General features: G+C 53.1%; 22 protein-coding genes and 1 tRNA gene. 10 read left to right on the forward strand and 13 right to left on the reverse strand.

Annotated elements, in window-relative coordinates; all coding sequences use genetic code 11:
* The 3 genes from ACZ5TN_RS02225 (at position 1) to ACZ5TN_RS02235 (ending at position 2,821) form a co-directional block, all read left to right on the forward strand.
* Positions 1 to 921, forward strand: a complete 921-nt coding sequence (locus ACZ5TN_RS02225; protein WP_464917031.1) for an anion permease — start codon at positions 1 to 3, stop codon at positions 919 to 921.
* Between the two features lie 42 nt (positions 922 to 963).
* Positions 964 to 2,706, forward strand: coding sequence for a tRNA guanosine(15) transglycosylase TgtA (gene tgtA / locus ACZ5TN_RS02230; RefSeq protein ID WP_464917460.1), 1,743 nt, complete (start codon positions 964 to 966; stop codon positions 2,704 to 2,706).
* Positions 2,707 to 2,744: 38 nt separating this feature from the next.
* Positions 2,745 to 2,821, forward strand: a tRNA-Val gene (locus ACZ5TN_RS02235).
* 1,257 nt (positions 2,822 to 4,078) lie between these two features.
* Here ACZ5TN_RS02235 and asnS read toward each other — a convergent pair.
* Positions 4,079 to 5,374: an asparagine--tRNA ligase gene (asnS, locus tag ACZ5TN_RS02240; RefSeq protein ID WP_464917032.1), complete on the reverse strand. Its 1,296-nt coding sequence runs from the start codon at positions 5,372 to 5,374 to the stop codon at positions 4,079 to 4,081.
* A gap of 235 nt (positions 5,375 to 5,609) precedes the next feature.
* On the opposite strand from asnS, the gene ACZ5TN_RS02245 reads away from it, so the two are divergent.
* On the forward strand, positions 5,610 to 6,815 hold the full coding sequence (locus tag ACZ5TN_RS02245; protein ID WP_464917033.1) for an amidohydrolase family protein: 1,206 nt from the start codon (positions 5,610 to 5,612) through the stop codon (positions 6,813 to 6,815).
* Positions 6,816 to 6,817: 2 nt separating this feature from the next.
* Here ACZ5TN_RS02245 and ACZ5TN_RS02250 read toward each other — a convergent pair whose 3' ends face one another.
* The 5 genes from ACZ5TN_RS02250 to ACZ5TN_RS02270 all read right to left on the reverse strand — a co-directional run bounded on the left by ACZ5TN_RS02250 (position 6,818) and on the right by ACZ5TN_RS02270 (position 12,506).
* On the reverse strand, positions 6,818 to 7,960 hold the full coding sequence (locus ACZ5TN_RS02250) for a thiamine ABC transporter substrate-binding protein (protein ID WP_464917034.1): 1,143 nt from the start codon (positions 7,958 to 7,960) through the stop codon (positions 6,818 to 6,820).
* 110 nt (positions 7,961 to 8,070) lie between these two features.
* Entirely contained in the window at positions 8,071 to 8,571 is a 501-nt protein-coding gene (locus ACZ5TN_RS02255) for a TIGR00288 family NYN domain-containing protein (RefSeq protein WP_011249707.1), read from the reverse strand.
* Positions 8,568 to 9,071: a TIGR00288 family NYN domain-containing protein gene (locus ACZ5TN_RS02260; protein ID WP_464917035.1), complete on the reverse strand. Its 504-nt coding sequence runs from the start codon at positions 9,069 to 9,071 to the stop codon at positions 8,568 to 8,570. The genes ACZ5TN_RS02255 and ACZ5TN_RS02260 overlap by 4 nt, the downstream gene beginning before the upstream one ends.
* A 69-nt stretch (positions 9,072 to 9,140) precedes the next feature.
* Positions 9,141 to 11,576: a tRNA(Met) cytidine acetyltransferase TmcA gene (locus ACZ5TN_RS02265; RefSeq protein ID WP_464917036.1), complete on the reverse strand. Its 2,436-nt coding sequence runs from the start codon at positions 11,574 to 11,576 to the stop codon at positions 9,141 to 9,143.
* 48 nt (positions 11,577 to 11,624) lie between these two features.
* A complete protein-coding gene (locus ACZ5TN_RS02270; RefSeq protein WP_143598670.1) occupies positions 11,625 to 12,506 on the reverse strand; it encodes a hypothetical protein in 882 nt (293 codons plus the stop codon).
* Between the two features lie 155 nt (positions 12,507 to 12,661).
* Here ACZ5TN_RS02270 and ACZ5TN_RS02275 point away from each other — a divergent pair, with 155 nt between their 5' ends.
* Positions 12,662 to 14,560, forward strand: coding sequence for a S9 family peptidase (locus ACZ5TN_RS02275; protein WP_011249703.1), 1,899 nt, complete (start codon positions 12,662 to 12,664; stop codon positions 14,558 to 14,560).
* Positions 14,561 to 14,679: 119 nt separating this feature from the next.
* Here the strand turns inward: ACZ5TN_RS02275 and ACZ5TN_RS02280 are convergent, their stop codons facing one another.
* Both ACZ5TN_RS02280 and ACZ5TN_RS02285 read right to left on the reverse strand, forming a co-directional pair.
* Positions 14,680 to 15,333, reverse strand: a complete 654-nt coding sequence (locus ACZ5TN_RS02280) for a CGP-CTERM sorting domain-containing protein (RefSeq protein ID WP_011249702.1) — start codon at positions 15,331 to 15,333, stop codon at positions 14,680 to 14,682.
* Between the two features lie 154 nt (positions 15,334 to 15,487).
* Positions 15,488 to 15,949, reverse strand: coding sequence for a DUF1931 family protein (locus ACZ5TN_RS02285; protein WP_464917037.1), 462 nt, complete (start codon positions 15,947 to 15,949; stop codon positions 15,488 to 15,490).
* A 110-nt stretch (positions 15,950 to 16,059) separates the two neighbouring features.
* On the opposite strand from ACZ5TN_RS02285, the gene mobA reads away from it, so the two are divergent.
* A complete protein-coding gene (gene mobA, locus ACZ5TN_RS02290) occupies positions 16,060 to 16,647 on the forward strand; it encodes a molybdenum cofactor guanylyltransferase (protein WP_464917038.1) in 588 nt (195 codons plus the stop codon).
* 20 nt (positions 16,648 to 16,667) lie between these two features.
* Here mobA and ACZ5TN_RS02295 read toward each other — a convergent pair whose 3' ends face one another.
* The gene (locus tag ACZ5TN_RS02295) at positions 16,668 to 17,177 is read right to left on the reverse strand and encodes a biotin transporter BioY (RefSeq protein WP_011249699.1); all 510 of its coding nucleotides are present in this window, start codon (positions 17,175 to 17,177) and stop codon (positions 16,668 to 16,670) included.
* 57 nt (positions 17,178 to 17,234) lie between these two features.
* Here ACZ5TN_RS02295 and ACZ5TN_RS02300 point away from each other — a divergent pair, with 57 nt between their 5' ends.
* Genes ACZ5TN_RS02300 through ACZ5TN_RS02310 form a run of 3 tightly spaced genes read left to right on the forward strand, consistent with a single transcriptional unit; the run spans position 17,235 to position 19,532 of the window.
* Complete coding sequence (locus tag ACZ5TN_RS02300; RefSeq protein WP_011249698.1) at positions 17,235 to 17,954, forward strand: biotin--[acetyl-CoA-carboxylase] ligase; 720 nt, start codon at positions 17,235 to 17,237, stop codon at positions 17,952 to 17,954.
* 22 nt (positions 17,955 to 17,976) lie between these two features.
* The gene (locus tag ACZ5TN_RS02305) at positions 17,977 to 18,765 is read left to right on the forward strand and encodes an energy-coupling factor ABC transporter ATP-binding protein (protein WP_464917039.1); all 789 of its coding nucleotides are present in this window, start codon (positions 17,977 to 17,979) and stop codon (positions 18,763 to 18,765) included.
* On the forward strand, positions 18,762 to 19,532 hold the full coding sequence (locus tag ACZ5TN_RS02310; protein WP_011249696.1) for an energy-coupling factor transporter transmembrane component T family protein: 771 nt from the start codon (positions 18,762 to 18,764) through the stop codon (positions 19,530 to 19,532). Before ACZ5TN_RS02305 ends, ACZ5TN_RS02310 begins: the two co-directional genes overlap by 4 nt.
* On the opposite strand, the gene ACZ5TN_RS02315 is transcribed toward ACZ5TN_RS02310, so the two are convergent.
* Entirely contained in the window at positions 19,507 to 20,145 is a 639-nt protein-coding gene (locus ACZ5TN_RS02315) for a hypothetical protein (protein ID WP_464917040.1), read from the reverse strand. The two genes, ACZ5TN_RS02310 and ACZ5TN_RS02315, sit on opposite strands and share 26 nt — an antisense overlap.
* A gap of 84 nt (positions 20,146 to 20,229) precedes the next feature.
* Here ACZ5TN_RS02315 and ACZ5TN_RS02320 point away from each other — a divergent pair, with 84 nt between their 5' ends.
* Positions 20,230 to 21,024, forward strand: coding sequence for a DUF63 family protein (locus tag ACZ5TN_RS02320; protein WP_011249694.1), 795 nt, complete (start codon positions 20,230 to 20,232; stop codon positions 21,022 to 21,024).
* A gap of 70 nt (positions 21,025 to 21,094) precedes the next feature.
* Here the strand turns inward: ACZ5TN_RS02320 and ACZ5TN_RS02325 are convergent, their stop codons facing one another.
* Genes ACZ5TN_RS02325 through ACZ5TN_RS02335 form a run of 3 tightly spaced genes read right to left on the reverse strand, consistent with a single transcriptional unit; the run spans position 21,095 to position 23,026 of the window.
* Positions 21,095 to 21,667 carry a DUF998 domain-containing protein gene (locus ACZ5TN_RS02325; RefSeq protein WP_464917461.1) on the reverse strand — a complete coding sequence of 191 codons (573 nt, stop codon included), beginning with the start codon at positions 21,665 to 21,667 and terminating at the stop codon, positions 21,095 to 21,097.
* Between the two features lie 39 nt (positions 21,668 to 21,706).
* The gene (locus ACZ5TN_RS02330) at positions 21,707 to 22,015 is read right to left on the reverse strand and encodes an antibiotic biosynthesis monooxygenase (protein ID WP_054839818.1); all 309 of its coding nucleotides are present in this window, start codon (positions 22,013 to 22,015) and stop codon (positions 21,707 to 21,709) included.
* A 48-nt stretch (positions 22,016 to 22,063) separates the two neighbouring features.
* Positions 22,064 to 23,026: a hypothetical protein gene (locus ACZ5TN_RS02335; protein ID WP_464917041.1), complete on the reverse strand. Its 963-nt coding sequence runs from the start codon at positions 23,024 to 23,026 to the stop codon at positions 22,064 to 22,066.
* Positions 23,027 to 23,038: the final 12 nt, after the last annotated feature.

Below are 23,038 nucleotides of genomic sequence, written 5' to 3' on the forward strand. Positions count from 1 at the left end.
ATGCCTATGATGCTGATAGCGACAGCGGTCTTCATGGCGTGGGCAATAGGAGCGAACGACAGCGCAAAGGCCGTTGGAACCGCCGTAGGCTCCGGAATACTCGGCTTTAAGAGGGCCGTACTCCTCATTGGAGTCTTCGTATTTCTAGGGGCTTTTCTCGGCGGTTCGGGTGTATCTAACACGGTGAGCGGGCTAGCCAGGGGCATGGAACCAGTAACCATTGGACTTGTCCTATTCAGCTCCGCTATAACTGTAACATTGGCCAGCCTCTGGGGAAACCCAATATCCACCACACAGGCTATAATAGGTGCCCTCATTGGGGCTTCCCTCGCGGAGGGCCTTCCCGTGAACTGGCCAGTTATCGGAAAGATCGTTCTCACCTGGGTTGTATCTCCTGCCCTGGCTGGAGTTCTGGCCGTGGGGACGTACATCCCGTACAAGCGCCTCCTCAACAGGATAAAGCACATTAAAATCCTTGAGCTGACGCAGAAGTGGCTCGCCTTCACCGCCTCGGCCTACGCCTCCTTCAACCTAGGAGCAAACGAGCTCGCCAACGTGATAGGACTGGCAGATGGAGGAGTTGGGGTTAAGGGCCTCCTCGCAGTTGCCCTCGGAGTTGGAGCGCTGACGTTCAGCTACGAGGTCATGATGACGGTGGGAAGAGACCTGGCCCCTCTCGGCCCGACTTCCGGGTTTTCGGCCCAGATGGGCGCGGCCCTGGCCGTTACCCTGGCCAACCTTTTCGGAATCCCGGTCAGCTCAGGTCAGGCCATCGTCGGTGCAATATCGGGCGTGAGCCTGTATAAGGGCGAGAGGCCCAACAAAAAGGCCCTGAAAGGCATTCTGCGCGGCTGGGTCACTGCTCCAACGGCTTCCGGTGTTCTCGCTTTTATCCTCGTTAGCCTGTTCTCCTCCCTTTGAACCTTTTTAAAGGTCCCTTCCAATTCAAGGTAGGTGAGAAAAATGGTCGATTTCAGGTTTGAGGTCAAGGCGCGCGACGCTTCCGGCAGGATCGGAAAGCTCACGGTCAACGGGAAAACCGTAGAAACCCCCGCAATAATGCCCGTCATCAACCCGAAACAGCTGATCGTGACGCCAAAGGAGCTTAAGGAGATGGGCTTTGGGATGATAATCACGAACTCCTATATAATATACAAGACTCCAGAGCTTAGGGAGAAGGCGCTTGAAGTTGGGATACACAAACTCCTTGACTACGATGGGATAATCGAGGTTGACTCTGGTTCCTTCCAGCTCATGCGCTACGGCGGCGTCGAGGTAACCAACAGAGAGATCGTCGAGTTTCAGCATGAAATAGGCGTTGACATAGGGACTTTCCTTGACATTCCGACGCCACCGGACGCGCCGAGGGAGAAAGCCGAGGAAGACTTGAGGATAACGCTGGAGAGAGCGAAGGAAGCCGAAGAAATCAAGGAGATAGCGATGAACGCCGCTGTACAGGGCTCAACCTATCCAGACCTCAGGACGTACGCCGCGAGAGAGCTCAGCAGGATGAACTTCGAGATACACCCGATTGGCGCGGTTGTTCCGCTGATGGAGAGCTACCGCTACATGGATCTGGTGGATGTCGTTATAGCTTCGAAGGTGGGCCTCAGACCAGACAGGCCGGTTCATCTCTTCGGCGCAGGGCATCCTATGATTTTCGCGCTGGCGGTTGCCATGGGCATAGACCTCTTCGATTCGGCCAGCTATGCCCTCTACGCCAAGGACGACCGCTACATGACACCCGAGGGGACAAAGAGGCTGGAAGAACTTGAGTACTTCCCGTGCTCCTGTCCCGTGTGCTCCCGCTATACGCCGCAGGAGCTCCGTGAGATGCCGAAAGAGGAGAGGACGAGGCTTCTGGCTCTCCACAACCTCTGGGTCATAAGGGAGGAACTCAACAGGGTTAAGCAAGCTATAAAAGAGGGCGAGCTGTGGCGCCTCGTGGATGAGAGGGCCCGCTCCCATCCCAAACTCTACGCGGCTTACAAGAGACTTCTCGAGTACAGAGAATACCTTGAGAAGAACGAGCCGGTAACAAAGGCGAGCGCCTTCTTCAAAGTGAGCGAGGGGGCTCTAAGGTGGCCAATCGTTGAGCGCGCCAGAGAGAGGGCGGAGCGCGTTAGATCAAAGTTTCCTGAAACCATCAGCCACCCGATCTTCGGTGAGGTTCCGAAGTACCTCTCGCTCAGCTATCCGTTCGCCCAGAGTGAAGGAGAAGAAGACTTCACAGTTGAGAAGCCCGAGAAGGGAGAAGCCAGGAAGTACGTTATGGCGGTTGCAGAGTACCAGTTCGGCGAGGGAGCTGGCGAGGCTTTCAAGGACGCCTTTGTCGAGCTCTCAAGGAAGACCGGGATGCCGAGGCAGATAAAGGCCAAGGGCAAGCATCTCGCTACCTTCAGAGCGGAGGACGGCCTGCTGACGCTTGGAATTGAGGGTGCGAAGAGACTCCACGGAGTCCTGTCGTTCCCGAGGATGCGTGTTGTAGTGGACGAGGATGCAGAACCGTTCGCAAGGAGGGGGAAGAACGTCTTCGCGAAGTTCGTGGTTGATGCAGACCCGAACATAAGGCCCTACGACGAGGTTCTTGTTGTTAACAGGGACGATGAGCTCCTCGCGACTGGGCAGACCCTCCTGAACGGCGAGGAGCTGAAGATATTCCAGCAGGGACTGGCCGTGAAAGTTAGGAGGGGAGTCGAGAAGTAGAAAAAATTATAAACCCTCCCCTTTTTCCTATTCCGGGCGGGCCCGTGGTCTAGATGGTTATGACGCCACCCTTACAAGGTGGAGGTCCGGGGTTCGAATCCCCGCGGGCCCACCACAGAAACTTTGCAGGGCAAAGTTTCATCAAAGATGGAATGTCCTTTTGAGTGCCCAGCTTTTCAGAGATTCTCACCATCAATTGGAAATCCTCAAGGGGGTTTGCTCGCAGTATAACGCCCGAAAGGCGTTAAAAATAAGGAAACCCCTATTCATCTGCAAATTTGTCATGAGAAGCCTAATTCTCAGTCAATATCACGAAGACATTCAAACTTTTGGTGAAGCTTTTTTCCAAAAGCTTCAGCGCCGCTTTCACTAGCGTTCAAGCGTCCTTAACGGATGGCGGAAGAGTAGTATGCGTTTTTAGCGAGCTGACTTTTGAGTGGGTTTACTTATCGAGTTGCTAAAATATACAGGATTTCCTCACCGTATAGCGCTCTTCGAGCGCTAAAAAGAAATGTGAAATCGCAATCAACAGGAGATTTTGAGAGTAAACCCGCGTGAAGTTGCTTTCTGGTAGAGAATACACTCTTTGACAGGAAAGTCAAAAGAAAGGGAGCACTTTTGGTGAAGCTTTTCCCAAAAGCTTCCTCGCGAAGTTTGATCAAGGCTCGTGGTTCCTTTTAGAATTGCACTTCTACAATGATTTTGTGATACTCAGGCTAAAAAGGCACGAATTCCAAAATTTGGCCTACTAAGAAAGAGTTTCTCTCACCTTGACGCCCTTGTGGCGTCGATTAAAAAGAAAAACTCACGAAAAATAAGGCCAATAAAAGCGGAATTCACAACCAATAAGCCATTTTCTAGTGAAAAATCCTTTCCAATAGCTCACAGACAAGAACCACAAACTTTGATGAAACTTTACCCTGCAAAGTTTCCTGTACTCTCAAACCTCCGTTCTCCAAAAACCGGGAAACTACGTTTCCCCACCTTCCTTCTTTCCTAGTTCTCCGGGGGGCTAACGCCCCCCAACATCCTCCCACAAGCGCTGGCAGAATGTTTTCGACTGGTATGTCTTGTCCGCTTTGAAAAAAGCCAATGTCTTCACAATTCTCGCTTCATTTTTAGATTCTCGGCTTAATTTGCAATTTTTCAAAGGGTTTGCTCACGGTATAACGTCCAAGGGCGTTAAAAACAAAACCCCTATTTCTTCGCTAATTTACCGGAGAACTCCCCATTATTAGGTCAATCTCGAACTCGAAGACATTCAAACTTTTGGTCAAGCTTTTTTTCAAAAAGCCTTGCTGATCTCAAAACAAAGCACTAAAATGAAAATTATGAAGAGCACCGCGAATTCCACTCATCCCTTGCACAAGCGTCACGGATACAGCCTGCTCGGCGTCCTCGGGAAGAGCGTTGCCCAGCGGACGTGGTCGAGCTTGAGAACCCATGCGACGAGCCTCTCAAGGCCGAGGCCGAAGCCGCTGTGCGGAACGCTGCCATATTTCCTGAGGTCGAGGTACCACTCGTAGTCCTCAGGCTTCATGCCCTCTTCAAGGATTCTCTGCACGAGCTTGTCGTAGTCGTCCTCACGCTGGGAGCCGCCGATTATCTCGCCGTACCCCTCTGGGGCGAGCATATCAGCGGCAAGAACCTTCCTCGGGTCCTCTGGGTCTTCCTTCATGTAGAAGGCCTTGATGTGCTTCGGATAGCCGTAGACGAAGAACGGGCTCTCGAACTCCTCTGTTAATACTCTCTCCTCGTCGGCACCCATGTCCTCTCCCCACTCGATGTTCACGCCCTTGCTCTGGAGAATGTCTATGGCCTCGTCGTAGCTTATCCTCGGGAACGGTGGAACGGCGTTCTTGAGGGTCTTGACCTCGTCCTTGCGGTAGAGCTCGATCTCCTTCTTCCTCAGCTCGAGCGTCCTCTGAACCATGTAGCTCACAAGCTCTTCCTCGACCTTCATGATGTCCCAGAGGTCCATCCACGCGGCCTCAAGCTCGAGGTGCCAGAACTCGGTGAGGTGTCTCCTCGTCCTGCTCTTCTCGGCCCTGAAGCTCGGAGTGAGCGACCAGACCTTTTCAAGGCCGAAGATGGCCGCTTCAAGGTATAGCTGGGCCGACTGGCTGAGGTAGGCGTACCTGTCGAAGTACTTGAGCTTGAAGAGCGTCGCTCCGCCCTCAACTGCTCCGGTGACGAGGATCGGCGGGAAGACCTCGTACCAGCCGTCCTGGAGGAGCCATTCTCTTGCCGCCTGCATGAGCGTGCCCTTGACCTTCATTATCGCCGCGACCTTCGGGGAGCGCAGGTGGAGGTGCCTGACGTCGAGCAGGAACTCGTCGCTCGCATCCTTGGTTATCGGGAAGAAGTCAACGTTCTGGATTATCTGGAGCTTCTCTCCCTGAACTTCGGCACCGGTCGGCGCGCGGGGATCGGCCTTAACCGTTCCCTCGATGATAACGCTCGATTCAATTCCGACTTTCTTGGCCTCTCTATAAGCTTCCTCGTTCAGATCCTTTGAAAAGACGACCTGGACAATTCCGCTTGAGTCGCGGAGGACTATAAAGACTTTCTTTCCGACTTCCCTCTTTCTGTAGACCCATCCAGCGAGCTTAACCTTCTTCCCTTCCATTTCGGGCGTGACATCGGCACAGTAAACCTTATCGATCACCTTTAACCACCTCCAGAGGCTTTGAAAGCGGGTTTATAACACTAACTAATATCTATGTTACCAAGAATAGCGTCAATTGAACCAGAGCGAGAGTGCCACGGGCCGGGACTTTATCTCTATCAAATGCGGCATGGGGATAGCTTTTCTCTCCCAAATTTAAACCCTTTGGAAATTTGGATGTCAAAACGGCAAAAGGCTTAATTACTCGACTGTCAAACATACAAACGGTGGGAGAATGATCGCGCTCATCGGAGACGTCATTGACGCCGAAAGAATTCTTCAAAACCATGCTGTTCTGGTAGAGGAAAATGCTATCAGCGCCGTAGTCCCCGCCGAGAAAGTCCGGGAATTCGGCCCCGATGAGGTTTACGGCGGAAAAGGCTTCTTTGTGATTCCAGGCTTGATAAACGCACACACCCACGTGGCGATGGCGAAGTTTAGAGGACTTGGAGAGGACATGCCAACGGAGGAATGGCTAGAGAAGATAATCTGGCCTATGGAACTGGAATGGACAACAAGTGAAATCCGAGAGTGGGCCAGAATAGGTATCATGGAGGCCCTTATGAACGGCTCGACAACGATAAACGACCACTATTTCTTCGCCGACGAAATAGCTCGGGAAGCCGAGAAGATGGGGATAAGGGCTTTTATCGGACAGACTGTAATGGATCTGGTAGATTTTCCACACGCCGATCCAGAGGAGGGTTTCAAATTCTTCAGGCGCTGGCAGGAAAAGAGCGAACTCGTAACGCCCACCCTCGCTCCCCACGCGACCAACACGGTCAGTCTGGAGCTTATGAGGGAGATGGCCGAACTGTCGGAGGAGACCAACGCCAGAATTCACGTCCACCTCGCCCAGAGCAGGGCCGAAGTGAAGGAAGTTAAAAGACGCTACGGTCTAAAACCGGTGGAGTATCTAAAGCAAGCTGGGGCGTTAAGCGACCGTCTGATTGGAGTCCACGGCGTCTATCTTACCAACGAAGAAATTAGAACCCTCGCATCAGCAGGCTCAACGCTCGTTCACTGTCCAACGAGCAACGTGAAGCTTGAAGGGACGACGATAAACCTCCCAGAAGTTCTTCACGCTGGGGTGAACGTGGCCATAGGCAACGACTCTCCCAATCCCGTTGGCATAATGGACATGTTTCTCGAGATGAGGACTTCGGCACTCTTTGCGAACATCCTCGAAAGAAAAGCCCATTCCATCCCAGCAAGAAAAATCTTCGAGATAGCAACCGTCGGGGGCGCACGGGCGCTGGGGATTAAAGCCGGTCTCATCAGGGAAGGCTACCTAGCAGACCTCCTTCTGATAGACGCCAGAAAGTCGTGGTTCAAGCCGAGGGAGAGCCCTTACTCCCTGCTCGTGTACTCGGCCAGGGGAAGTGACGTCGTGATGACAATGGTAAACGGAAAAATAGTCTGGAAAAAGGGAGGAGAGTAGGCTCACCTTCTCCTCCTCAGCGCGAGTGGAAGGATGGCGAGACCGACGAGTAGAGCAGGCCCGCAGATGCCGCCGGACTTCTCGGCTGATGCGGTGCTCGTCGGCGAAATCTCTGAGGCGCTCTTGCCCTCGACCATTATTGCCCTCCACTCCTTGAGCCACTTGTCGGTGTTCTTCGCAAGCTCATCAGTGGGAATTGAAACGACCTTAGCCTTACTCACGTCGAGGGCGTAGCTGAAGCATTCTGGAAGCTCGACCTCGCTGTTCACAGGGTACATCCACTGGTTGAGCGGGAGCTTCTCCTGGGCCTCCTTGCTTATCAGGAAGTTAATGAAGGCCTTTGCAAGTTCTAGGTGCTTCGTTCCCTTTACGATACCAGCGCCCTCTATCTGCACGTAGGCCGTGTTGTTGAGGAATACCGCTCCAATGCTGGTGTCGTTGTAGTTGCAGGCGTCGTAGGCCGGGTCAGTTGCGTAGCTGACGAAGAGAGGAGCCTGCCCCTTGTCCCACATCTCCCAGCCTGCAGACCAGCCCTTGACAACGATGACGTCGTTTTCTCTCAGGGCTTCCCAGTAGTAGGGCCACTTATCACCGTAGACCGCAATTGTCCAGAGAAGGAATGCCATTCCCGTGGAGCTCGTCAGCGGATTCTCAACTATGAGCTTGCCCTTCCACTCGGGCTTTGTGAGCTCCTCGAAAGTCTTGGGTGGGTTTGGGACTTCGTTCTTCTTGTACACCACCGCTATCGCTCCGTAGTCGTAGGGCGTCAAGTAAAACTCTGGGTCAAAGTTCTTAATTATCCAGTCGGGGATGTATTTGGCGTTTTCCGGCTTGTACGGGACGAGAATCCCCTCGTTTATGGCCTTCTGAAGGTAGCTGTTGTCTATGCCGACGACGACGTCAGCCTGCGGGTTGTCCTTCTCCATTATCAGCCTGCTGAGGACTTCACCAGCGTCACCGAAGAGTACGAGGCGGACTTTGACGTTATACTTCTGCTCAAAGATGGGGATTATCTCCTTCATCCACGGCTCGATGCTGTCGTAGGAGTAGACCGTCAGCGTCTCCTCTGCCGAAACCGGCGAGGAAGCCGCGAAGAGAGACGCTAGGATCACCCCGAGCACGAACAATGCACCCATCTTCCTCATTTTCTCACCCCCAGGGATTAACAAGTTGTTATCTTCAATAACTCGATAATAGAAGCGTTTAAAAAAGTTTGTGGGCAGATTTGGGAACTTGCGGCAAAAAGACCATTAACTTACCCTTCTTTGTTTTCAGGGGTCTTTCTCCCTTCCATCTTGATTACGTAGTCCGCCGCGTTCTGAAGGGCCACAGAAAAGCCCGGATCAACGCCGATAACAACGGTCTCCTTGCCGCGCCTCTTTGCCTCAATAATTATCGGGAGAAAGTCAGCATCCCTTGATGCGAGGGCTATGACGTCAACGTCGGAGTTGTAGATCAGCTCCATCGCCTCTATGGCAACGCGGACGTCGGTGTCTCCAGCAACGATGACAGGTTCAAGGCCCTGGTTTACGACGGCCTCAATAAGTCCCTGTGGGGCGTACTGGTTCAGGATCACCTTTGCGACCCTCACGTTTCCTATCCTCTTGAGGGCCTCAAGGATGTCCTCAAGCTTTATCCCAAACTCCTTCCTGAGGATGTTCGGCCCGTCTATGATAAGCCCTATCGTCTTCTTTGGAGTCTCTTCCTCTTTTTTCTCGCTCTCCCTCTTTAGAATCTTGAAAAACCGCTCCTTCATTCCTCCTCACCGCCGAGAATGATCGTGTAGTCAGCGGCGTGCTTAAGAGCCACTGAAAAGCCCGGTTCAACGCCGATAACAACGGTCTCTTTTCCTTTCTCCTTCGCCTTCAGGATGACGGGCAAAAACTCCGCGTTTCTCGTGGCGAGGGCTATGACGTCTATGTGCGGGTTATAGATCTCCTTCATGGCCTCGACGGCGAGCTTCACGCCGGTCTCGCCGGAGACTATGATCGGCTCAAAGCCCTGATTTGAGACTGCCTCGATAAGCCCCTGAGGCGCGTACTGGTTGAGAATGACCTTGGCAACCCTTATATCCCCGATCTCGCTGAGTGCCTCCGCAATGTCCTCAAGCTTTACCCCGAGCTCCTTCCTGAGGATGTTAGGCCCGTCTATGAGAAGCGCTATCCTCTTTCCCCTCGAGACCTTCCGCTTCATCTGGCCGATGATCCTCATTCCGCTCTTCGTCATCGAAACTATCTTCTCCCATCCACTGGGCATCGCTGACACCGCCGTAATTTTCAAACCAACGGAAGTAGTTAAAAGAGGTTAAAAAAATTGCTAAAACTCTCAGGTGAGGAGCCTCTTGTAGTAGTACCAGAGGCCCCTGATGATGTCCCTGACCTCGATCATCGTGAACATCTCTGTCCTGTCGATGAGCTTTGCCGTTTCCTCCCAGCTGTGGGCCTGGAGGACGCGGTATATGAGGAGCTTTATCTGCCTCTCGTCGAGGTAGGGCTTCATCCAGCCGTCGAGGAAGTAGAGCTTCACTATCGGCTTTACAGCGTCCACCACAGTGTCATAGGTGAGAACCTTGCCCGTGAAGGCATCGAGGCGCTTCTTCTGGGTCTCAGTCAGGTGAATTGGATAGTCAACGGCCTCGCCGAAGGGCGTCTCGAAGAGCCAGCGCGCTATCTCGGGCTCAAGCTCCCTGTGGGTGTCGCCAAGCCACTCGGTAAACCTGATCCTGAACTCGTCGTTGGCCTTCTTGATGAGCTCCTTCGCCTTCTTGCTTATTGGCTTGAGGACTATGGCAGTAAACTCACCGCTGACAGGGTTTCTGGCCGGGCTGAGGTGGACAACCGCGAAGCCGTTCCTGACCCAGAAGCGGACGAGCTCTTCGCTGGCTCCAAAGCCAGAACCTATCCAGTCGAGGCCCTTCTCCCTCGCCTCCTTCTCGAGGAGCTCAAGGGCCTTGCTTCCGAGCCCCATGTCCATTGCATCCGGGTGAGTTGCTATCCTGACTATTCTGTAGCCCTTCAGCTTGGCGAACTCCTTGAGGTAGTGGTGCTTGACCATCATGTCCGGAATGATGTTCCCGCGCGGCTTGTAGCCCTTGGCCATCTTGTCTATCACGTTCTTCGGGATTCCGCCTTCCTTTGCTATCTGGACGGCCGTGACTATCTTGCCGTTCTTCAGGCGGAGGACCCTCGCCTCGTGGTGCGGGGCATCGGCCAGCAGGGCCACGTCGCTCGGTCTGTTGCGGTAGTGAGCCAAAATGTAGATGCCAACGAAGTGCCTGAGGTCTTCCCTGTCGTTTTCGAACCAGTCGTCGAGGTCCGGCTCCTCCAGATAGACCTCCTTCCGCTTTATCAGCTCGTAGTCCTCCTCAGTCAGCTCGACGGGCTCTGCATCGAGCAGGAGAACGTCGAAGAGCCACTTCTCTATTGGATCGCCGTAGGCGTACCTTATCGGTTCCTCCATGTGGAGCTCCTTGAAAGAGCGCTTCTCCCTGGCTTTCTTCAGGAACTTGACTGAGAAGCCCCTTCCAGCGCCCTCGTAGCCGTGGATCGTTGAGGAATAGACAACGCGCGGCTTGTTGAGGTACTTGTGAAGTATGGGCACGTGGATTCCCGCTGCTTCGTCGAGGATGTAGAGGTCAGCGTTCTTCTTGTAGCCCTCCGCTGGAGGGTAATAGCGTAGGCCTATCTTCCTCGCGTAGAGCTCCTTTATGAGGCCCTTCTCCTCGACGACATAGGGCTTAAAGCCGAGCTTTTCCAGGGCCCTCTTGGCGAACCTGAAGAGGGACTGGACGTTCTCAAGCTCGGGCGCGGTAACCACTATCCTCGTCCTCTTCTTCAGAGCAACGGCGAGGCCTACAGCCGCTATTCCAACGGAGACGCTCTTACCCCTGCCCCTATCCGCAGTAAGAACGAGCATTCCCTCCTTATCGACAAGCTCCTCGAAGGCCTTGAGAACCTCCACCTGTCCCCTCGTGAGGGCCATCTCGTACAGTTCCTTCGGGAAGATGGTCTCCTCAGGGATTTCAACCCCTTTCCTCGCTCGTATTTTGGCCTGGCTCTTACTCTTCTTGGGCTTCTTCTTCGCCTTTCCGTTCTCGGTGATGATGTATATCCCGTCGTGCTGGGTGAACTTCCTTATGAGCCTCCTGTTGAAGCGCTTCTTGACGTCCTCTATAGTGTACGGCGGCGTGACGAGGCTCTTGTGGAATCCCGTCCACATGTCCTTCCACTTCTCGAACGGGTGGGCAAGGATAAATATCAGCCCGCCGCCGCGGACTGTCTCGATGATCCTTCCGAGGTCGTTGGGAGAGTAATCATAACTCATGTCCAAGACAAGAAGGTCGTATGTTCTTCCGAGTATCTCTCTCGTGTGCTTGAAAGTAACAGCCGTAACGTTCACCTCGGAACCGGCCAGAACATCGAAGTGCTTCCTGAAGGCCTCGTAGCGCTTCCTTCCAAAGGTCTCCTCGCCAAGGGCATCCGTGGCGTAGAGAACCTCGATTTTATCCTCGCTCTCATCTCTAAGGCGCTTTTCGATGAGCTCGCCAACCACATCAGAGAGAACCCTCGCGGAAGCACCAGCGAGGATTCCGGCCAGCTCGGCCTTCTTCAGCGTGTCTCCCTCTATGACTATCATTCTCCTGTGGAACTTCTCAAGGGCCTGAGCAAGGGCCGTCTCGGTGATCTTGAGAACCGAATCCTTAACCTTCTCGCCTTTAGCGTACTCCCTCACTTCCTTATCAAAGCGGACCTTGACGGTCACGGCCGCCACCTCCCGAAAGAAAAGGATGAGGGGGATTTAAAAAGGTAGCTAAGGGCAGGAAACGTTGAGGGTTTTCTGGAGGGTGTCTAGTTCTTCCTCACTCAAAGCCGTGTGGAGATATTGGAGCACTTCGCATGAGGTAGTATTCCTCTCGCTTTCCCAGATATGGTTTAGAGCAGTTCTGTGGAAGTCCTCTAAGTTCGGATAGAGGTTGTAGGACTTCTCACAAGGATTTTTTGGTATCTCTGGGATAGCATCATTATCAGCTGGACCAAAATGTTTGAAAACGACAATTAACCCTCCAAAAACTGCCACAAAAACGATAACCAAGACTGCGAGAGCAAGGGCGGACTTTAGAGTGCCGTTCATTTCGGGAAGCTTTGCGATAAGAAACATCCCAAGAAGCATCGCCCCAAAGAACGCGGTGCTTATTAGAAGCGCAGCAATTGCGGCGCGGACGTAAGAGCTTTGTAAAAATGCCATAAAAACGTTTCTCGCCCGAAGTACCCATTTTAGGGGAGGTGATGGCTTAAAACTGACCTCCGTGATGTTGGTTTGCCTGTATTCCTTCACGAATTTCAGTTTGAAGTAGTCTATCTTCAGAGAATAGAACGCTTCGTCTATAATTTCTTCGTTCCCTGCCTTCAAGACATCTCTCAAGGAGGCAACACTAAAGTTTAGGTCACTCTCAGCCCTTGAAAGAATAATCTCATAATCCGGACTGTGTGAGCCAAGCCTTCCGGGAACTATAGCCTCCACTTTTCCATCATCTAGGCGGTATCCTGTTGCGTTTTTTAGAAGTTTAGAGGGAGGCAACATCGACTCGACTTCAACCCTGTAAGGAGCAAGCCTGGTGTCGCAGGGCAAGGATTCCACTCTCTCCTCAGCCCGATGGAACGCTATCCACTGTACCGTGGAGATTATGAGCAACACCGCAACCAAAACCGAGACAACTTTTAGTATAAGACGCATGGACGGAACTTGAAAATTATCTTTATTACTCTTTCGCATTGTCCCTAATTAAAACAAACATCGAAACGCTAAGCTTTTATACGAAAAAGCCCGACTTTATTCGGTGATTCTAAATGGTGAAAGGTCTGACCGAGAAGGACCTCGGAAAGTTCAAGCTCGTGGGAAACATAGACGCCTTGGGGAGAAAGCTCGTTTTTCAGGTGACGGAGATAAGCGTCGAGAAAGACGACTACTTCTCAAGGCTCTACCTCTACGACGGCAGAAGGGTCGAGCCCTTCACCTCTGGGAAGAAGGACGCCAACCCACGCTTCTCGCCGGATGGCAAGCTCGTTGCCTTCACATCGAAGCGCGATAAGGAGAGCAAGGAAGCCGAGCTCTACGTCATCCCCACCGACGGCGGCGAGGCGAGGCTTTTAGCGAAGTTCAAGTACGGAATTAAAAACCTCCGCTTCACAGAGGACGGGAAGGGCATAGCTGTCGTTACTCCTATAGACGTCGAGAAGAAGCCCAAGGACGACGTCCACATCATCAAGGAGCTTCCCTTCTGGTTCAACGGTGTCGGCTGGATCTATGGGAAGAGGAGCGTGGTTTACCTCGTTGACGTCGAGAGCGGGAAGAAGAAGCGTCTCACCCCGAAGAACCTCGATGTCGGCCAGATCCGCTTCCACAATGGCAAGCTCTACTTCACCGCCCAGGAAGACCGCGAGAGGAAGCCGATGGTTAGCGACCTCTACGTCCTTGAGGGCAGGAAAGCAAAGAGGCTAACGCCGGGCAAGTGGAGCATCTCCGACTTCATCCCGCTAGACGACGGAACCTTCATCCTCAAGGCCAACACGCGCGAGCGCGGGATTCCGACGAACACCCACATCTACCACTACAACCCGGAGACAGGAGAAATGAGAAAGCTGACGAAAGACCTCGACAGGGCAGCTTATAACTCCCTCAACAGCGACGTTAGGGGTGCCCAGAGGGCCGAGCTTGTCTTTAGGGACGGCTGGGTCTACTACATAGCTACCGACGGTCCGAGGGCGAACCTATTCAGGGTCAACCTCGACGGCAAGATCGAGCGCGTCATCGGTGGAGACAGGAGCGTCGAGAGCTTTGCTATAGGGGATTACATAGCCTTCACAGCCCAGGACGCGGTTACGCCGCTTGAGCTCTACGTCCTCCGCGACGGAAAGGAGAAGAAAGTAACCGACTTCAACGGCTGGATAAAGGAGTACAGCCTCTCGAAGCCGGAGCACTTCAAGGTCAAAGCCAGCGACGGCGTTGAGATTGACGCGTGGATTATGAAGCCGGTTAACTTTGAGCCGGGCAAGAAGTATCCGGCCGTTTTGGAGATACACGGCGGGCCGAAGACGGCCTACGGCTACGCCTTCATGCACGAGTTCCACGTTTTGACCGCTAAAGGCTTCGCGGTGATATTCTCCAACCCGAGGGGAAGCGACGGCTACGGCGAGGAGTTCGCCGACATAAGGGGACACTACGGCGAGCGCGATTACCAGGACATAATGGAAGTCGTTGATGAGGCAGTAAAGAGGTTTGACTTCATCGACCCTGAGAGGATAGGGGTTACCGGCGGCTCCTACGGCGGCTTCATGACGAACTGGATAGTCGGGCACACAAACCGCTTCAAGGCCGCTGTGACCCAGCGCTCGATATCGAACTGGACGAGCTTCTTCGGAACGACGGACATCGGCTACTTCTTCGCGCCCGACCAGATAGGCGGCGACCCGTGGAGCAACACCGAAGGCTACTGGGAGAAGAGCCCGCTAAAGTACGCACCCAACGTTGAGACGCCGCTCCTCATAATCCACAGCATGGAGGACTACCGCTGCTGGCTTCCGGAGGCATTGCAGTTCTTCACGGCTCTGAAGTACCTCGGTAAAACCGTCGAGCTTGCCCTCTTCCCGGGCGAGAACCACGACCTCAGCAGGAGCGGAAAGCCAAAGCACAGGGTTAGGAGACTTGAGCTGATAGCTGGGTGGATGGAGAGGTGGCTTAATAAATGATGCATGCATTTTTCCATTTTCTCCTATAAAACGCTAAAACGTTTTAATAACTCACGTACTCATAGATAAAAGGGTGATAAGAGAGTAGATTTAAGAGGGACAATAAGACAGAGAGGAAGCTATGCCCTTTTTCTCCTCATCATCAAGAGAGGAATCACTGCAAGTGCCATTATAATCCCTGGACCACAAATACTGGAGTTTGGTATCTCTGACTTTGCATAGATTGGGGTCTTACTGGCAGTATACATATCTAAATGCCACTCAGCTTTGTTCCCATCAACTTTGTGAGCATTAGAATCTATGATTTTTCCTGGCATCTCGAGATAGTAATCTATTGTAACTAAGCTTCCATACTCTTTGATATCCTCCTGATCCTTTGCAGATTCTTCATGCCAAGTGTTGTCCTTGAAGATTAGATATCCATTCTCCTTATAGATTTCAATACCCTTAGCAAAGTCGGCGTTATCTTTGGGCTTTACGTGCTCTGCATGTATTGTTATTGTAACATTGTCTCCTGTAAAGGACTCTTCACAGGTGACTTTATCTTTAAGATCAGACGTTATATTTGCTCGAATGTCTCCACAAAATGTTCCTGTTGTTGTGTTTTGAACCATGAGAGAGTACACCGTCCGTGGCATTTCCAGTACCAGAGTCATAGACTCTATAGTACCATCCGAAGAGACCTTCACATGTTCTTCAATGCTAACGCATCCACTTATTGTGACTACTCCTATCAAAAGTAGTGCTAGAACAAGTTTTTTGAGGTGTGTCATTTAGATCACCACGATAAATATCGTATCTTCTTTTTTAATTTTTCTCCAAGTTGAGCATAAATCAAAACAAAAATTCAGATGCAGAAGAATTGTAACAATAGTCACCAAGAGTAAGATCAAGAAATAGGAAAAGTCAAAAGTTCAATATCTTTCTTCACAGCGTGTAATCCAGCACCTTCTTGGCCTCTTCGATGTGCTCCGGGTAGACGTTCTTTATCTCCGGGTGGAGGGCCTTGATAACCCTTCCGATGAGCACGAAGAGAGTTCCGGCTATGATCGGAAGTTCGTTCACGACGTCCTCCTCAAGCGGCCTGTCGCCGGGTATCTTCTTGAGGACGTACTTCCTTATCGGCTCTATTTCAACGCCCTCGTCCTCAATGACCGCCCTAAAGAGGTTCATACTGTTCTTGAAGCCCCTGGTTATCGGGATGTGGCGCATCTTTATCGTGTCAGCGTTTTCGGCCTTCGCGTTCTCGTAGGCGACCTCGAAGAGATCAGCCAGCTTCTTCTCGACGATGTCCATCATCTCCTCAGCGCGGGGCTTGATAACCGCGAGCTCGCAGGTCCTCTCAAGGATCTTCTGGAGCTGTGGGTAGGGTATTATCATCTCCGCCATTTTCTCACCTCCGTTTGTTTTCTCCAATCCAGTTTTAGTAACCTCGAGTATATAAATCTTTCGCAGAGGGCAGCGATTGACTTTTAAAGAACCTCCTCAAAGGAAGGAGCATGAAAGCAGTAATCCTAGCTTTTCCAGAAAAGCCGTGGGAAAACTACACAATTCCCATAAAGGACAAGCTAGTTGTAAAGCTCACCGAGATGAGGCTCAGAATGAGCAAGCGGATTGACGAGGTTCTGACCATAGTCCGAAAGGACAAGCTCAGGATTTACTCTCTCCATGTCTCTAACCCTGTGCCGGTCATTGCAAGGAATAAAATGGAAGCCCTCCTCAAGGCCATGCCCGACGAACCTTTCTTCCTCGCCGAGGGCAACATGCCGCTCATACAGCCATTCCTCGTGAATTATTTAATCGGCCTCTACCTTGAAGACGAGCCCGAGGCGGTCATACCCGTATGGAAGGACGGAACCGCAGAAGTCACACATGCCGTCTATGAGCCGGATGCACTTAGCGCGGCCATAGAGGCCGCGCTCAGCGAGGGGCACAAAACGCTTAGTTCCATCACCGAGTTCCTTGATTTCGAGCCGGTGTCAGTTGAAGAGCTGATAAAGAAGAACCCGAAGGTTTCTCTCAGCTTTTTCAGGGTGAAAAGCTCGCTCGATAAGGCTTTCGCCGAGGAGAACCTTGGAGAGAGGTAAGATAAAGGGAAACTGGCTGTTTAGAGCTCAAGCCTTCTCTCCACGACCTCCGAAATCTCCACCGCTATAAGGGCCTTAATGAGGTCTGGAATCACGAAGGGGGCAACGCCGAGCTCAAACGCCTTTCCAAAGTTGCCCCCAAAGTAGAGGCCCAGGCGGAGCCAGCCGAGGACGTAGATCAAAGCTATGGCAACCAGGGAAGCGACGAGCTTTGCCTTTCCGCCCTTTCCCTTTGAAAGCCCTGCCATAAATGCTGCTATCGGGAAGGCAAGGAGGTATCCTCCCGTCGGGCCGTAGAGGTGCGCTATACCTCCAGTAAAGCCAGCGAAGACAGGAAGGCCAATTGCTCCGGCTATGTCGTAGGAGAGGACGCTCAGGAAGCCGAGCCTGGGGCCGAGAAGGAGGCCCGTCAGGAGGACGGCAAAGACCTGAAAGGTCAGCGGAACCGGGCCTATGTTCACGCTTATCTGGGCGCTCACAGCTATGAGGGCAATGAATATCCCAGCGTAAGCAACTTCTCGTGCGTTCATTTTAGCCACCGATGGGAACTTGGTTAATCTTTTAAAAGATTTAGGTTAACGAAAACCATGCGGCTTATGAGAGATAGTGCAGTGAAGAGAAGAATACTCGCGGCAATCGAGGATGGGCCAGTTTCAGGCGAGAAGCTCGCGGAAGGACTAGGGATCTCCAGGGTTGCAGTCTGGAAGCACATAAGAGAGCTTAAGAGGCTCGGTTACAAAATAGAGGCCTCTCACGCTGGATACTTCCTGAGGGAACGGCCCGACGTGCCGTACCCCTGGGAACTGCCAGTTAAGGCGTACTACCTAGAGGAAACGAGCTCAACGATGGACGTCGCCTGGAAGCTGGCTGAAAGGGGGAGAGACTTTTTCGTAATCGCGGGCTCTCAGAAGTCGGGCAGGGGGAGGAAGGGGAGCAGGTGGCTTTCACCCCCGGGTGGACTTTGGTTCAGCCTTGTGGCCAGTCCAGAACTGAGCCTTTCCGAGGCTGGGAAGATGTCCAAGGCGGCTAGGGAAGTAATAGCCGAGTATTTGCAGGGGAAAGGAATTCCTGCGGAGGTTTCTGAAAACGGCGTTTTCGTTCACGGCAAGAAGATAGCTGGAGTTCTGGTGGAGGTTGCAGGGGAGCTAGACGCAATCCGCTTCGCCGTTGTTGGCGTCGGCATCAACGTGAAGAACCCGGTTCCAGAAGGAGCTACATCAATGGCGCTCGAACTCGGCGACGTCAGTCTCCTGGGCACAGCCAGGGAGCTTTTGCCGAAGCTTCTGGACAACCTGAAAGCTTTTTAACGCTCCCCTCAATTCCAATCCGATGATCGAAGCTGAAAACGTTCACTTCGCCTACAACGGGAAGGAAGTCCTCAGGAGCATAGACTTCGAAATGGGACAGGAGATAGTGGCGCTAGTCGGGCCAAACGGGAGCGGAAAAACGACACTCGCAAAGCACTTCAACGGCCTTCTCAAGCCTTCCAAGGGAAGAGTCCTCGTGGACGGCCTCGACACGAGGGAGCACACAGTCGCGGAGCTCAGCAGGCTCGTTGGCTACGTCTTCCAGAACCCGGAGCACATGTTCTTCGAGGAGACGGTTTTTAACGAGGTCGCCTTCGGTCCGAGAAACCTCGGTCTGAGCGAGGAAGAGGTTGAGGAGAGGGTGAAGTGGGCGCTGGAGTCAGTGGGGCTTGAGGGCTTTGAGGACAGGACGCCCTACTCCCTCAGCGGCGGTGAAAAGCAGAGATTGGCTATAGCCTGCGTCCTTGCGATGAAGCCGAAATACCTGGTTCTCGACGAGCCAACAACTGGCCTTGACGCGAGGGCAGAGGAGGAGGTTGTTGAGGTGATACGCTCCCTCCACGAGAGTGGCCATGGGATACTACTGATAACCCACGACATGGACCTCGTCGTGAGGCTGGCCGAGAGGGTAGTCCTTCTCCACGGGGGGCGGAAGCTCTTCGACGGCCCGGTCGAGGAGTTTTTCACGGCCTTTGACGTTGAGAAGTACGGCCTTGAGAGACCCGAGGTAGTCGAGCTGGGAGAGAGGCTTGGGGTTGGTTTTGTGAGGAGCATTGAGGAAATCCTCGCGAGACTGGGGGGAGAAGTGTGATCGGGCAGTTCTACATCAGGAAAGACAGCTTCATGCACTCCCTCGACCCGAGGGTCAAGATAATCGGGATGCTCCTCGGGATAATCACACTCATGCTCTTCAACCAGCCCCTCCTCCTTCTCGCTCTGTTTATCGGCCTGCTCATCATCGGAAAAGTGCTTGCAGGTGCGGACTTTTCCTACCAGTTCAGGCTTCTGAAGCCTCTCTTCCCGATAGTCCTGATAACCCTCGCCCTCTGGCCGGTGATTTACAAACCGCGCCTTGAGGGGTTCTTCATCGGAATCGCATATTCGGCGAGACTTCTCGGCTTCGCGCTCGTTACGTTCCTCCTCCTCATGACGACCACGCAGAAAGAGCTCGTCCTGGGCTTCGTCAGGCTCGGTCTTCCCTACGAGCTTGGCCTGACCCTGACCATAGCCCTCCGCTACATCCCGACCCTGTACTGGCTGGCCAGAACCATAATGGACGCCCAGAGGAGCAGGGGACTGGAACTTGACAAGGGAAACCTCTTAACCAGGATGCGGAAGATGACCTCAGTCCTCATCCCGCTTATCGTCGCGTCGCTTAAGACCGCCCACGAGCTGAGCATTGCCCTTGAGAGCAGGGCCTTTGGAGCGAGCAAGAAGAGGACTTTTCTGAGGGACCTTGAAATGAAGCCCAGGGACTACGCGGTTCTCGCGCTCCTTCTGGTGGGGTTTTCCCTGGCCCTCTACGCCCGCTACGTCCTCGGCTTCGGGCACGTCAACCTTTACCAAGGAGGGGCCTGACGAGGCCGTCAATTGGTATGGAGTGGTCGCCGAGGGAGCCCACCCACTCGGGGGGAGCTTTTGAGAGGGTCATGTTGAGCCGGTAGTGGCCGCGGTACGAGTTCGTTCTCAGGATTAAGAGCGCATCAAGGACTTCAGGGAGTTTGAACAGGCGCGTGAACTCACCGGGATGATCAAGCTCGTTGAAGGCCACGGGAGAGTGGTGGAGAACAGCTATCAGACCCTTATCGTCCACAACCTTCCTTATCCCAAGGACGGTCTCGGAAGATGGGTTTAGTGCAGGGAAGTTCCCGACGATGAGAAGAGAGCCTTCCTCAACGAGGTCCAGCGCCGAGATGAGTTCATCGGGGGAGTAAACGCTGCCTATGAGGAGCTTCGACGGGTCGGCTCCGAGCAGTGAGAGAGTCTTTGGATAAACCAACCTGCCAGGGGCAACAACGTAGGCCTTTTTATCGTCGGGACAGCCGGCGGCAAGGTAGTGGACGAATAGAACAGAGGCTAGCTCATCTGTGGAAATGACCCCCGATAGGGTCCCCTCGGAGAACTCAATCGGGAAGTCCTCGAAGGGTTTTACCCCGCTGGTTTCAATCGCTGGCTGGAAAAAGCCCGGCATCAATCAAACTGGGTGGAAGTTCTATTTATAGGTTGCGCCCAAAAGTCCTTTAAAGCACCAGTTCAACAAAGTCCGGTGGTTAGAATGAGCGTTGAAGGGGCTGTAATTGACTTCTTTTACAGGTATTTCTGGGAACCGATGTTCACGAGGAGCGGCTACAACGCGGTTAACACCTTTGTATATGCGCTCCTCTTCGGTCTGGGTGTTATCTACACATACAAATGGATAATCAAACCGCTGAAGATACCCGTGGACGAGAGGCTCTTCTGGGCCGTTACACCGATGGTCGTCTTCGGCGCAACTGTGAGGGCGCTTGTGGACGGCGGAGTCCTGCCCCAGCATCCGCTCATCCTCACTCCCGGAATCTTCTTCACGGCGTTCTTTCTGATACTGCCTGCAATCTACGCCGATTCAAAGCTTGGAATGTATCCCAAGATAACTGTTGCATGGGGAACGATACTGGCGCTCTGGGCAAACTACCTCCTCGTGACCCACGCCAAAAACTGGGAGCCCTACGAGCTTACCCTTATCCACACAGCCGTTAGCTTTGCCGCAGTGTTTATATTCTACAGGTGGAGGCCCTTCGACAGGCTCTACCTCTACCCTGTCCTCGCCCACTACTTTGACGTGGCCTCAACCGTCGTTGCGATACACTTCTACGGCTACCGTGAAGTCCACTGGATTGAAAACCACCTCGTCAACTGGTTCGGGGCCTACATCTACTATCCGTGGATAACCCTGATCCTCGTTGTGGTCTATTACGCCCTGAAGGAGCTCGTTACGGATGAAGAAGAAAGGCGCTTCTGGTATCTGGCCATCTACATCCTCGGTCTTGGGCCAGCAATAAGGGATCCCGCCCAGATGATCCTCCAGCTCTGAGCTTGTGGGTTCTTTTTCTTTTCTCTCCCTTCTCTAGTTCCAGTTAGCAGGAAAAAGAAAAAGAGAGAACTCAACGGGTTTTGCCCCAGATCTTTGAAAGGACTGCGTAGTGCCAGATCGTAACCGCCAGTGCTCCGATGAACTCTGGTATCGCAACACCCTTGAAAGTTCTCATGGCCCAGATGGCGAGAATCCACGCCAGAACGAATAGAACTACCGTGAAGTACAGCATCTTTCCCTCTCCTGAGAGTCCCATGCCGATGCCGGCTATCAAGAGCCCAAAGCCCGCCGTCAGGAAGAAGCCCCAGCTGACGTAGTAGTGGGGCGATGTTCCCTCTGGGAAGATGCCTATCAGAGCTAAGAAGACAAAGCCCGCTATGAGCACCCAGATCCCAGCCTTCTCTACGCTGTTTCTAGCCATGTCGAGGACGCCGAGGGCGTAGTAAATTGCCAGCACCGCCGTTATAACGAGCGGCACGTTGAGGAGCCAGTTGTTGGGGAGGCCGAGCTTCCCGAGGTCGCTTATCGCGTTGTCGGTTAACCTCCACCACGAGCGGTTCACATAGATAGCCGTGAGAATTCCAGAATAAGCAACGAGCGGGGCTATCAGCCCTGCCCACAACTGCGACCTCTTCATCCCCATCACCAAAAAATTATTGGGATCCAAAAATTAAAAGCTTGCTCACTTCTCATAGAATATCTCGTAGTGCTGGACGTACTTCTCCTTCTCAAGCAGGAACTCGTCGTCCTCCGGGTAGTACTTGGCCAGCTCTGGATTTTCTCCCGCGAACTTCTTGATGGACTCCCATGAATCCCATATCGTCACGAGCAGGAAGTGGGTTTCTTTCTCCTCGTCCCTCCTCGTGAAGTAGAGCTTCAAAAGCCCTTCGACGGAGCTGTAATCTGGAACCGCCCTCTCTATCAAAAAGCGCTCGTAGGTGTCTCTCTTCTCCCTCGGCACGCGCCCGTGCCACAGCCTCATAATAGCCATTCCTTAACACCTCCTGTTATCTAGCACGCTGCCGTATAAAAAGGTGTCTCACTCCGCCAGTGCCCACTGTGCACTCCTGAAGAAGCTTACAAGGCCTACTACGGCCCCAAAGAGCCAGAGAAGGGCGATTATCACGAACTTTAACTCGGGGATGAAAAGCTCCAGGGTGGAGAATGCAACTCCAGAGATAATCCAAACAGCCGAGAGCACGGCCAGCTTTCTCAACGATGGGGCGGCAGTCTGCTCAACTTCCAGCCCCCTCGACTTCTTGAGCGCCCTGTAAAGGAGATAGAACGTGAGGGCGTAGAGAAACCAGACAAAGGCCTGAGGCCCAAGCCCGGGTATCGCTTCCCTCTTGATTCCAAGGCCGAGGACGACGTAATACATCAAAAGGATCGGGACGAGAAACTTTAGCTCTCCCAGCGTGGGAAGGAGGTCGTCCAGGTTTTCTCCTTCATAGCGGTTTCTCCACCACCGCACGAGGAGGAGAATCACCGCCAGCGTTGAGGCCAGGGATAGAAATGAATGAACTGGCGAGGGAGAGTTTGAGCTCTCCAGGGCCCCAAGAACCATGGCAAAGAGAAGGGGCCGCTTTAAGACGAATTCGGGAAGTAGCTTTCTCCTTGAAGTCAGCAGTTCGGCAGTCCCAACGGCCATCATGAAAGACATGAAGGGATGCCAGAAGAACACAACAACGAGAAGCTCGAGAACGCTGATTCCACCCACCTGAATCGGGGACTCCCAGTCCGGGTTCCAGATTATCTTGGTGATGTACGCCTCGTAGAGGCCAAAGATGACGCCCGCCAGATAGAGGGTCTCGAAGCGCGGCCTGCCGAAGCGGTAGACTATGGAAGCCAGAACGAGCGCGTGGAGGCCGTAAAGGGGGAGGATAACGAGGATCCCCCAAGGGGAGAAGAACGGATAGAGAGTGGCACCTATAGCCACCTCACCGAAGAGCGCCGAAAGGGAAGCGATGATGAACCAGAAGATGTACCTCTTTGGCAACCTCATTTTAGTCCCTCC

Source organism: Thermococcus sp. JCM 11816 (assembly GCF_055396515.1).

Bases quoted from the DNA above. Each gene is read 5' to 3' on its own strand.
- ACZ5TN_RS02225 (WP_464917031.1), top strand. From the start codon at position 1: ATGCCTATGATGCTGATAGCGACAGCGGTCTTCATGGCGTGGGCAATA.
- tgtA (WP_464917460.1), top strand. From the start codon at position 964: ATGGTCGATTTCAGGTTTGAGGTCAAGGCGCGCGACGCTTCCGGCAGG.
- ACZ5TN_RS02245 (WP_464917033.1), top strand. From the start codon at position 5,610: ATGATCGCGCTCATCGGAGACGTCATTGACGCCGAAAGAATTCTTCAA.
- ACZ5TN_RS02250 (WP_464917034.1), bottom strand. From the start codon at position 7,960: ATGAGGAAGATGGGTGCATTGTTCGTGCTCGGGGTGATCCTAGCGTCT.
- ACZ5TN_RS02255 (WP_011249707.1), bottom strand. From the start codon at position 8,571: ATGAAGGAGCGGTTTTTCAAGATTCTAAAGAGGGAGAGCGAGAAAAAA.
- ACZ5TN_RS02260 (WP_464917035.1), bottom strand. From the start codon at position 9,071: ATGCCCAGTGGATGGGAGAAGATAGTTTCGATGACGAAGAGCGGAATG.
- ACZ5TN_RS02275 (WP_011249703.1), top strand. From the start codon at position 12,662: ATGGTGAAAGGTCTGACCGAGAAGGACCTCGGAAAGTTCAAGCTCGTG.
- ACZ5TN_RS02280 (WP_011249702.1), bottom strand. From the start codon at position 15,333: ATGACACACCTCAAAAAACTTGTTCTAGCACTACTTTTGATAGGAGTA.
- ACZ5TN_RS02285 (WP_464917037.1), bottom strand. From the start codon at position 15,949: ATGGCGGAGATGATAATACCCTACCCACAGCTCCAGAAGATCCTTGAG.
- mobA (WP_464917038.1), top strand. From the start codon at position 16,060: ATGAAAGCAGTAATCCTAGCTTTTCCAGAAAAGCCGTGGGAAAACTAC.
- ACZ5TN_RS02295 (WP_011249699.1), bottom strand. From the start codon at position 17,177: ATGAACGCACGAGAAGTTGCTTACGCTGGGATATTCATTGCCCTCATA.
- ACZ5TN_RS02300 (WP_011249698.1), top strand. From the start codon at position 17,235: ATGCGGCTTATGAGAGATAGTGCAGTGAAGAGAAGAATACTCGCGGCA.
- ACZ5TN_RS02305 (WP_464917039.1), top strand. From the start codon at position 17,977: ATGATCGAAGCTGAAAACGTTCACTTCGCCTACAACGGGAAGGAAGTC.
- ACZ5TN_RS02315 (WP_464917040.1), bottom strand. From the start codon at position 20,145: ATGCCGGGCTTTTTCCAGCCAGCGATTGAAACCAGCGGGGTAAAACCC.
- ACZ5TN_RS02320 (WP_011249694.1), top strand. From the start codon at position 20,230: ATGAGCGTTGAAGGGGCTGTAATTGACTTCTTTTACAGGTATTTCTGG.
- ACZ5TN_RS02325 (WP_464917461.1), bottom strand. From the start codon at position 21,667: ATGGGGATGAAGAGGTCGCAGTTGTGGGCAGGGCTGATAGCCCCGCTC.
- ACZ5TN_RS02330 (WP_054839818.1), bottom strand. From the start codon at position 22,015: ATGGCTATTATGAGGCTGTGGCACGGGCGCGTGCCGAGGGAGAAGAGA.
- ACZ5TN_RS02335 (WP_464917041.1), bottom strand. From the start codon at position 23,026: ATGAGGTTGCCAAAGAGGTACATCTTCTGGTTCATCATCGCTTCCCTT.